Source organism: Exilibacterium tricleocarpae, from assembly GCF_007004655.1.
GTDB lineage: Bacteria > Pseudomonadota > Gammaproteobacteria > Pseudomonadales > Cellvibrionaceae > Exilibacterium > Exilibacterium tricleocarpae.
In genome coordinates this window covers 1-9,786 of sequence record NZ_ML660129.1, presented here as the reverse complement: position 1 = coordinate 9,786, position 9,786 = coordinate 1, and the positions used below count along the sequence as shown (strand labels likewise).

Here is a 9,786-nt window from a genome sequence, read left to right as displayed (position 1 = left end):
GCGGTGTGGAGGCGCGGGCCTGGTTGCCGAGTCTGGTGCGCGGTAGCGATGCGGGTGCAAGCTTGAGTGAGGCGGTGGCGGGGTACTACGCGGCGGGCGGCCAGCCGGACTGGGCGGCGTACTATGCCGGGCGCGGCTGCCAGCGTATCAGTGTGCCGACCTATCCGTTCCAGGGCAAAAAGCACTGGCTGAAAGGCCACACGGTGGAAGCGGAACTGGCGCCTGCCGATGTGGTGGCCGACTGGTTTTACCGGGTGGACTGGCAGCCGCAGGCGGCACACGCGGAGCGGGCGGTGCAGGGTCGTTGGCTGGTGTTGTGCGACTGCGGGGGGATTGCGGCCCATGGTGTCGATGCTTTGGGCCAACAAGGGCTGGTTGCCGATTGTGTGATGGCCGGCGGCGATATCGATCCGACGCAGCCGGCGGCGTTTGAACGGCTGCTGGCCGAGCGGCCGCCATACGCCGGTATTGTCTACGCCTGGGCGCTGGACTGCACGGCGAACGATCAACTCGACGGCGAGCGTTTGCAGGCGGATGAAGCGCTGAGTTGCGGCGGCCTGCTGCACCTGGTGCAGGCGTTGTTGCAGCGCCCGGCGGCCCGGGAGGCGAGCGCGCCGCTGTATATTGTGACCCGGGATGCGCAAGGAGTGGAGGCGGGTGCGGCGGTTTCGGTCAGTCAGGCGCCGGTGGTGGGGATGGCGAAAGTGATTGCGACGGAGCACCCGGAGTTGCACAGTGTCAGTGTGGACCTGGCCGGCGGTTCTGTCGAGGCGGCAGGCGAGCAGTTGGGGTGGTCGCTGTGTCGCAGGCTGCCGGGTGACTGCGTAGCGCTGCGGGGCGAGTCGGTGTTGGTGCCCTCTATGCAAAAACTGGCCTCTGACCCAGACGCAAAGCCGGTGTTGATCAAGTCCACGGGATGTTACCTGATTACCGGCGGTACCGGTGCGCTTGGTATGGCCGTCGCCCAGTGGCTTATCGAGCAGGGGGCGGAGTCGATAGTCTTGATTGCCCGCACCGATATCTTAGATCCATCCTTAGACACTTTGTCGAAAGCGCAGCTCACGGCTCGAGACCAAATTAATACCTGGATTGCCGAAGGTATTGATATTTCGGTCGGGGTCGTGGACCTGCAGGATAGTGCGGCGCAGGCGCTACTGGACAAGTGGGTGGCGGACCGCCCTATTCGAGGTGTTTTTCACCTCGCGGGAAGCAACCGGCCGACTGCCGTCGCCGCTATGAATCTGGCCGGGTTTCGCGCCGTATCCGCTGCCAAGATGTTGGGGTGTTGGCGCCTGCATCAGGCCTTGACGACAGCCGGCGTTCATCAGCTTGAATTGTTTGTGGTCTTTTCATCGATTGCCGCGGTTTGGGGTGCGGCCGGGATGGCGCACTACGCGGCGGCTAACGAGTGTGCCAATGCGTTGGTGGATTGGCGCAGAAGCAAAAAACTCTGCGGCCATGCCATTCAGTGGGGCCCCTGGGGAGACGCCGGCATGGCGGCCGGGCACTACGCCGAGAAAGCGGAATCTATGGGCCTGAATCCTATTTCGATGGCTAAGGGTATCCAAGCGCTGGAACATATCTTAGCCCACAACCCGGGCCGCTCCATCGCTTTATCTGTCGACTGGTCCAAGTTTATCCCAGTTTTTGATCCACACGGCGCGCGACCCCTATTTAGGCTTTTGCGTGCCGGGGAGCGGGAGGGCGCTTTGACTGCGACGCCTGAACAGAGCGAAACCGTAGCGGCGCGGATTGCCGCCATGGACGCCGATGCAGCGCGAAACTATGTGAGAGCGTATTTGACCGCGATCTGTGTCGAGCTGTTGGAGATGGACTCGCAAGCACAGATCAAGGGCGACGCACCCTTGCGGGAGGCGGGTATCGATTCAATACTGGCGATTCACCTGAAAGGCATACTGGAAAAGCAGTTCTCCAAAAAAATAGCCGCGACGATTGTTTTTGATTGCCCCACGATAAACGAAATGAGTGAATTTCTGATAAGCGGTTTGGTCGACGAGAGTGATCAATCCGATGCGCCGGCGCCGCCTTCATTTATGGAAGCTCTGGCTAAAGTCGAAAAAATGAATGAAACCGAAGTTGAGAATGTGCTTAGTGGTAACTAGTACTCTGACCAGTAAATCTTTTCACCCAAACGGGTTTGGTGTCCGTAATCGACCCGGATCGAGACCTAAGTGCCACCGAGGTGAAAGTATTTTCTGGTCGCAGCACTATGAGATGATTATGCGCTGGTTCGAAAGACATTAGATAAAAGTATAGCACCGGATTTGACTGATTTTTATTTAACGGCCGCATTAAGGTTTTTAAAGGAGTTTTATCGATGAGCGATATTATTCAACGATTGGAGAAACTGTCAAAAAAGCAGCTTGTCGCTATGCTCTACGAGTACTCAAAAGATATGGGAGTGACCCGGAGTGCGGCCGCTTCAGAGGAACAGGGCAAGGATATAGCAATTATCGGCATGTCCTGTCGTTTTCCAGGGTTTGCAAATTCACCTGAGGCGTTCTGGGAACTGGTTGACAGCGGTTCTATCGCAATAAACGACTATCCGTACCAGCGCTGGGATGTTGACCGTTATATCGGCGGTGAAGGTGATGTAAACAAAAGCTATACCATGAGTGCCGGGCTTATCGATAATGTAGATTATTTCGACGCGGACTTTTTTGGCATATCGCCGCGGGAAGCTGAAACTATGGACCCCCAGCAGCGTGTTGTGCTGGAAGAAGTGTGGACCGCCCTGGAAAACGCCGGTATCGCCAGCTCCGAGTGCAAGGGAAAAAACTATGGCATTTTCCTCGGTGTTGCGGCCAATGAATACATGCAGTTTTGTCGCCAGTATGCAAAAAAGGAAGATACAGGTTATATCGCTTCAGGGAATGTGCTCAATATGGTTCCCGGCCGGGTGGCCTATTTGCTTGGAACTCATGGTCCGGCAATGGCTATTGATACGGCCTGTTCTTCCTCACTCGTCGCTGTTCACACGGCAATAAAAAGTCTCAGGAACGATGAATGCGCGGTGGCGGTCGCCGGCGGTGTCAATATCCTGCTCGACCCGGCCAATTTTACCGCACTGGCAAACGCAAAGATGCTGTCGCCCAGCGGCCGTTGTCACACCTTCGACGCAGCCGCCGATGGTTATGTAAGAGCGGAAGGTTGCGGCATCCTGATCTTGAAAAAGCTGACGCGCGCTCTAGAAAACAGAGACAATGTCCTTGCCGTTATTCGAGGCTCTTCGATGTCCCACAACGGCAGGAGCGCCAGTATTACCGCACCCAGCCAAAAGGCGCAACAAGTGGCTATCGAAGCCGCGCTGCGGGATGCCGGACTAAAACCTGAGGATATCGACCTGGTTGAGGCCCATGGCACCGGCACAGCGCTGGGAGACCCGATAGAATTGCATGCGATAAATGGCGTTTATGGCAAGGTGGGGCGGAAAAAAGCGCTTTATGTCGGTTCGGTAAAGGCCAATATCGGCCATGCAGAAGCGGCCGCCGGTATCGCCGGATTGGTAAAGCTGGTGCTCTGCCTGCGCAATAAGACCATCCCTGTACAACCCAATTTTTTCACCCGCAACCCCAATGTGACCTTGGCAGGTGAAGACATTTGTATTCCGAAAGAAACCGGCCGTTGGGATGCGGGTGAAAAAAAGCGAGCGTGTGCGGTTAGCTCTTTTGGTTTTAGCGGTATTAATGCCCATGTTGTACTGGAGGAGTGGGTCGATAAATCTCATCACTATGAAAGTGGTAAAAAAGAAATTGACAACATTATCGCCTTGAGTGCGAAAAATGAAGATTCTTTAAAAGCGTTAGCTGAAAACTATATTGACTTTTTGCAAGGTGATGGCGCCAAGCTTGATCTAAGCCAGATTTGTTACACAACGAATTTCAGAAAAAATCACTACTCCTGTCGTATCTCTGCGGTAGGTTGCAGTCATAGTGAAATGGCGAAATCCTTACAGAAAGCGGTGGGGCTTATAGCATCGGACGTTGAGAATCATAAAAATTCCGTTAAGCCATATGTTAAGTTGACGGAGTTAAGTCTCAGCGGCCTGATTCAGGTGCTGGATTTGGTTAATCACTTTTCATCGTTCAAATACTTTTTGCAGGGACATAGTGCAAACTTTTCCCGGTTAGGTTTTAGTGATTACCGGATGTTGTCTCAACTGTTGATTGAGAGGGGTATGGATGTTGCTGCAGACGTCAAAGTGGCTGTCCAGTTTCTACTGCAAGCCACCCTGCTGCGGTGGTTGTACACTGTGGTGCCGGGACTGGGAGATAAAAGGGTTGCTGCTTATGGCTCCGCCCAGTTGTCGGCGATAAGCGTTATCTGTGACGTCGATGCGGCCCGGATTCTGGATGTTCTGCTAAAGCCGGATTTGGACACTGAAAGCCTAATCAGCTTTCGGCTGCAGGATCGCGTTTCGTTAGCCTACTTTGAGAAGCACCCTGAAGGGCAAAATCTAACTGTTGGGAAGAGATTTTTCGACAGTATCACAGACAGCCAAAAACAGTTAGATGGTGCCCAGGCTGCCGGCGACCAAGGTTGTGTGGATATTTCGAGCTTGGCGGACTCAAAGTCGATCCTGGCCTGGTTGGGAAAACTGTATGTGGAGGGTTTTGAGATAAACTGGCAAGAGCTTTACGACCAGGGCTGTAAGACTGTCACTTGTCCCACATACCCTTACCACCGAAAAAGGCACTGGCTGGATGGTGGGCCGGTTTTCAACTCGAAAAAAAGTGCCGCCTATCTCGATGTTGGTGGCCTGCGCATCTTAAGGACGGACGCAGGGGCCGCCGGCGAGACTTACCAGTTTACTATCAGCGGAAAAATGCCCCAACTATTGGATGATCACCGGCTGTTTGGTCATATCGTTGTGCCCGCCTCATTCTATATGTCATTAATCTGCGAAATAATTAACAGTAACCAACCGGTGGAAAGTTTTTATCTGGATAATTTCGAGTTTAAACAAGCGCTTGTATTGAATGATAGTGAGGAGAGAGAGTTTATTGTTGATGTCAGTGCGAGGGATAGTGCTGATGCGGCGGTGTTTTTCAAGAGCAGAGGCACTGATGAAGAGTTCTATATTGAGCACTGTTGCGGAAAAATCACTTTCCGAGAGGACAAAAAAAGCAGTGCTGATATCGATTTGGATCTGGAGAGTATTGAAAAAGACTTTGCTATGTCGAGCCCTGGGAATGAATTTTATCAGGGCTTTTCAGAGAAGGGCTATACTTTAGGGCCGCGTTTTAAATATGTCAGCGATGGTTGGCAACGTGGAAACGTAATAGTCAGAAAGGTCCTGCAGCCGGCAACCGCCGCCGAGATAGGTGCTTGGGAGATTAACCCCGGTGTCCTTGATTCACTGCTGCAAGTGGTTGGGAGCTGGCCTGAACTGGATTTCGGCAAAGAAAAAATACTGATTCCCTTTAGCCTTAAATCTCTCAGGTTCCACCAGTCCAGCCGAAAAAATGAATTTTTTTGGTGTAAAGCCAGCATTTTACCGGGCGAAACGATTGCAAGCGCCAGTCAATCCGTGTTAGCCGACCTGGAAATATACAACGAAAAAAATCAGCTCTGTATAAGTATAGAGGGCTTTGCATTGCGCGCGATTAGCAGCCTGAGTATTGAGCGGAGTCTCGGCGTTGGTCCACTTGTGTATCGAGAGGCGTGGCGCCCGATCCCTGTCGAGCAGCCGGGCAGCCAGCGAGAAGCGACGCTGGTTGATCGGGATCATTGGCTAGTGATTCACTCCAAAGTTGATGGGAATGAGACGGGCAATGGCCTAAGTCACTATATCGCACAGTCGCAGTGTCTGACTGACGGCGTGGCGGTTGAACCCGGTGAGGATGCTACTGCTTATTCAGCTAGCGCCCGGGGGGGTGACCATTTACCGGAGTCTATAGATAAGCTGCTGCAAGAGAAGGAACCTGGTTCTACATTGTCGTTCACCTGGGTAATACCGGGAAGGACGTTGAGTTCGGAAGATCCATGGGACAGTTTTTACGAGCTTTGCGCGCTGTTTGAGCTATGTCAATATTTTGTTGCAAAAGAGCGCTCAGGGTACCAGGTTTGCTTCTTGGCACTGCTGGATTCATCGCGCAGTGACTACGCCGTTCTCAATCAGATGCTGGTGGCTGCGCTCAGGTGTTTTCGCCAGGAGCATGAAACGATCGGGTGTAAGGTTATTCTGGCTGAAGACCAATACCGCTTCGGTAAAAGTACAGCCGAAGCGCTGGGGGTTGCGTTAAGCAGGCCGGAGGCGGAGTTCATTTACAGAAACCGCCAGTTGCTGACGCGCAAGGTTGAAACGGTTGTCTCGGCGGCCGAGTGGCCATCCGGAGCCGCAGGCCCGATAAGTAAAACTGCTGTAAAAAACTGCATAGTTACCGGCGCGTCGGGCGCTATCGGCCGGCAGTTAGCCCTGTGGCTGGCCAGCGTGGAGAAGGCGAGCGCTTTAATACTTTTGGGAAAGAGGAAGCCTGATCTTGCCGTCACCCAGCTTCTTAAGCAGATTAACGACCTCGGCGTTACAGCGACTTATCACACGGTTGACCTGTCTTGTCAGAAGTCGATAAACCGTTTTCTGAAAACTCTCGGTACGCAGAAAAGTGAAGTCGACAGTCTATTTCACCTGGCCGGATATCTCGACGATGCACTTTTTGAAAATATATCGAAAGCATCCGTTATGCGCCAGACATCTGTGAAGTGCTCATCCTTGATAAGGTTGCTCGACCAATTGCCGGCAGTGCGCAATTTGATTTGTTTCTCCTCGCTCGCCTCCGCCATAGGCGCGCCGGGTCAGGGCGCTTACGCCGCAGCCAACGGTTTTTTGGATGCCTTGAGCGATATGTTTAAAAGGAGCGATATCCGTATGCTATCTGTCAACTGGGGCCCCTGGCTGGAAGCGGGTATGGCTGCACGTCTGTCAGAGAGTCACAGGGAGCGATTGGCTGGCAAGGGGGTCAGGGGCATTGGTGCGGAGCGGGCCCTGGCAATGCTCTTTGAGCTAATGGAGGCCAGTCCCGGCAAAACTATTGTGGCGGATATAGATACAAACAAGCTACTGGCCAGTCTGCCGAAAGCGGACAGGCCTATTTTTTCCCATCTCAATGAAGGGGGAGTCGTCACCAAAGACACCGGTCTGTTGACTGACCAGCTTGCGCTTGCCAATAGGGATAGTGCGCTAGATTTGATCTCAGAATTTCTCTACACGACCGTAGCCGGGATTTTGCGAATGGATGTCGATAGCGTAAAAGAAAAAGATTCAGGCTTTTTCGATATGGGAATGGACTCCCTGATGGTGCTGGAATTCAGGAAGACACTGGAATTGCAGTTAAAGGTGAAAGTCAGTTCCTCGGTGATCTTCAATTATCCCAAGGTTGAAAAGTTGGCCAAGTATCTGTCGGGTACTGTAGACGGTAAAAGAGCTGACAGTGCCCCGCATGAGGCAGCCGTAGAGAGCAACGATACCGCTAACCTACCCAAAACCCGAACAATTGACAGCGTTGCCCGCGAGTTGGAGAGCGAACTGGAGAGCTGGTCATGACTGATAAAACAACGGCTTCGTTCGCTGATGAACAGAAATACGAAGCACTATTGAACAGGGCTTTAGTGCGAATAAAAGCATTAAAGAGTGAGAACCAAGCGTTAAAAAGCAATCAGGTCACTACCTCTATTATCGGTATGAGCTGCTCCATGCCGAATGGCGGCGATAGCTGGCAAACGTTTTGGAGGCTGCTGCAGACCGGCGCCAATTGTGCGGGGCCGGTACCCGCCGACCGCTGGAAAGTGGATTTGGATACCTCGGCCGAGGCTGCCGACACCCAGGTCAGTCATGCTGCCTTTATTGAAAATGCCTATCGATTTGATGCGGGGTTTTTCAATATACCTGCCGTAGAAGCCGTTAGCATGGACCCCCAGCACCGCTTGCTCTTGCAGGAGACTTGGCGAGCACTGGAGGACGCCGGTATCGATCCGGAATCCCTGCGTGGCGGTAAGGTGGGGGTCTTCGTAGGCATGATGAATCAGGACTATCTGCACGCGAGTATGCAGGCAACGCAGTCACTAAGCGCTTTCACCCCACTCGGCAACAGCATGGGCGTGGCAGCGGGGAGAATATCCCACAGCTTTGACTTTAACGGTCCGTCTATCGGTTTGGATACCAACTGCTCGTCTTCGTTAGTCGCCCTACATTTGGCTGAGCAGAGCTTACAGCGGTACGAATGCGATTTGGCTGTCGTGGCCGGCGTTAACCTGATTTTACTACCGGCAATGACGGAAATTATGGACAGCGCCCATGCACTGTCCCCCGTGGGAGTGAGTAAATCGTTTGATGAAGACGCTGATGGTTATGGGAGGGGAGAGGGCTGTGTTGTTGTGGTGTTGCGGCGAACTGCTGATGCGCAGGCTCAAGGTGACCCGGTATTAGCGCACCTGGTTTCCTCTGTTGTGAAACACGATGGTGCCAGCAGTGGTTTGTCGGTGCCCAACGGGCTGGCACAGCAGGCACTGATCAACCTCGCACTTAAGCAAGCCTCCCTGGGCCAAGATGATATTGATTATATCGAGGCCCATGGAACGGGCACAGCCCTGGGCGACCCGATAGAGTTGGATGCTTTACAAGCGGTTTTTGCCGACCGCAAGAAACCTTTGTGGTTGGGTTCCGTTAAATCGAATATAGGGCATCTCGAAGCGGCGGCGGGCTTGGCGGGGTTAGTGAAGGTCTTGCTTTCGTTCAAATATTGTCAAATTCCGCCCAATATTCATTTTTCGCAACCAACCTCGCGCTTTGACTGGGACAGTTCTTGCCTCGAAGTCGTTACCAAAACTGTGGATTGGTCCGGCGATCGCCCTTGCCGCGCAGGTATCAGTTCTTTTGGCTTTGGCGGCACGCTGGCCCATGCGATCCTGGAACAGGCGCCGCCGCGCGAGCGGCCGGCGGCGCAATATCCGCCCCGCGAACCGGCCGTGTTGTGTGTCTCCGCAAAAAGTCCCGCCGCCCTGGCGGCGTTGCGCGAGCGCTATCTGACTTTCCTGCAGGAGACACCGGAGCCGGCGATCGGCGATCTCTGCTACACCGCCGAGACGGGCCGCAGCCATTTTCCCTACCGGCTCGCGGTGACCGGCACGACCGCAGTGCAATTGCATGATGCGTTATCGCAGGCCGAGTTACCGACTGCGCCGGCCTCGTCGTTGAAAGTCGCGTGGCTGTGCAGCGGCCAGGGTTCCCAGTATGCGGGCATGGGGAAACAACTCTATCAACAGGAACCGGTGTTTCGCGCCGAGATCGATCGCTGCGCCGACCTCTTGGCCGACGAACTGGACCTGCCGCTGACCACCCTGCTGTGGGGTGAGGCCGGCGATCGCCTGGACGAGACCTGTTATACCCAACCGGCATTATTTGCGTTTTCCTACAGCCTGGCACAGCAGTGGCGGGCGTGGGGTGTGGAGCCGGCGCTGCTGTTGGGCCACAGCGTGGGTGAATATGTGGCGGCGTGCCTGGCCGGGGTGTTCAGCCTGGCCGATGGCCTGCGGCTGATTGCCGCGCGCGGGCGGCTGATGCAGGCGCAGACACCGGCGGGCCGGATGGCGGCGGTATTGGCTGACGTGGCGGTGGTGCGCGAAGCGTTGGCGGACGAGCCGGCAACAGAGATCGCCATCGCCGCGTACAACGGCCCGCACAATACGGTGGTGTCGGGCGCACCGGCGGCCGTTGAGCGGGTGATGGCCCGTTTGGCAGCCGATGGACACCGGGTGCAGGCGCTGGCA

3 protein-coding genes are annotated in these 9,786 nt (G+C 54.5%); all 3 read left to right on the top strand.

Annotated elements, in window-relative coordinates; all coding sequences use genetic code 11:
• A partial coding sequence (locus FKG94_RS28175) for a beta-ketoacyl reductase (protein ID WP_142930289.1) occupies positions 1–2,123 on the top strand: 2,123 nt, incomplete at its 5' end.
• A gap of 215 nt (positions 2,124–2,338) precedes the next feature.
• Positions 2,339–7,564 carry an SDR family NAD(P)-dependent oxidoreductase gene (locus FKG94_RS28170; RefSeq protein ID WP_142930288.1) on the top strand — a complete coding sequence of 1,742 codons (5,226 nt, stop codon included), beginning with the start codon at positions 2,339–2,341 and terminating at the stop codon, positions 7,562–7,564.
• Positions 7,561–9,786: type I polyketide synthase (locus FKG94_RS28165; RefSeq protein WP_142930287.1), on the top strand; the 2,226-nt coding region annotated here is incomplete at its 3' end. The genes FKG94_RS28170 and FKG94_RS28165, both read left to right, overlap by 4 nt.